Below are 272 nucleotides of genomic sequence, written 5' to 3'. Positions count from 1 at the left end.
TGATCGGCCCACCTCAGAATGGCCCGGCTCGTGAACTCCGTCCCCCTCGCCATTGTCTCTCGGACCAATGGCGTTCCAATGGCTCGATCGCTGACTATGCATCCGGGTTTACCGTAGATCCGCACCAGCGCATCCAGCTCACGCGCAACACGCGCGCCGGAGATGCTGGTGTCAGCAATCAGGCACAGGTTTTCGCGGCTGCAATCGTCTATCACTGCCAGGATGCGGAATTTCCGGGATGGGCCGAAGCTGTCAGCCAGGAAGTCCAGAGA

The 272-nt window shown here is 60.3% G+C and carries 1 pseudogene; it reads right to left on the bottom strand.

Features of this window, described 5'->3' with window-relative positions:
* Nucleotides 1–272 (bottom strand): annotated as a pseudogene (locus FCK22_RS18125) (hypothetical protein); the annotation flags it as partial.

It is taken from the genome of Sulfitobacter sp. 15WGC (assembly GCF_005068605.1).
Lineage (GTDB): Bacteria > Pseudomonadota > Alphaproteobacteria > Rhodobacterales > Rhodobacteraceae > Sulfitobacter > Sulfitobacter faviae.
This window is presented reverse-complemented; position numbering and strand designations above follow the sequence as displayed.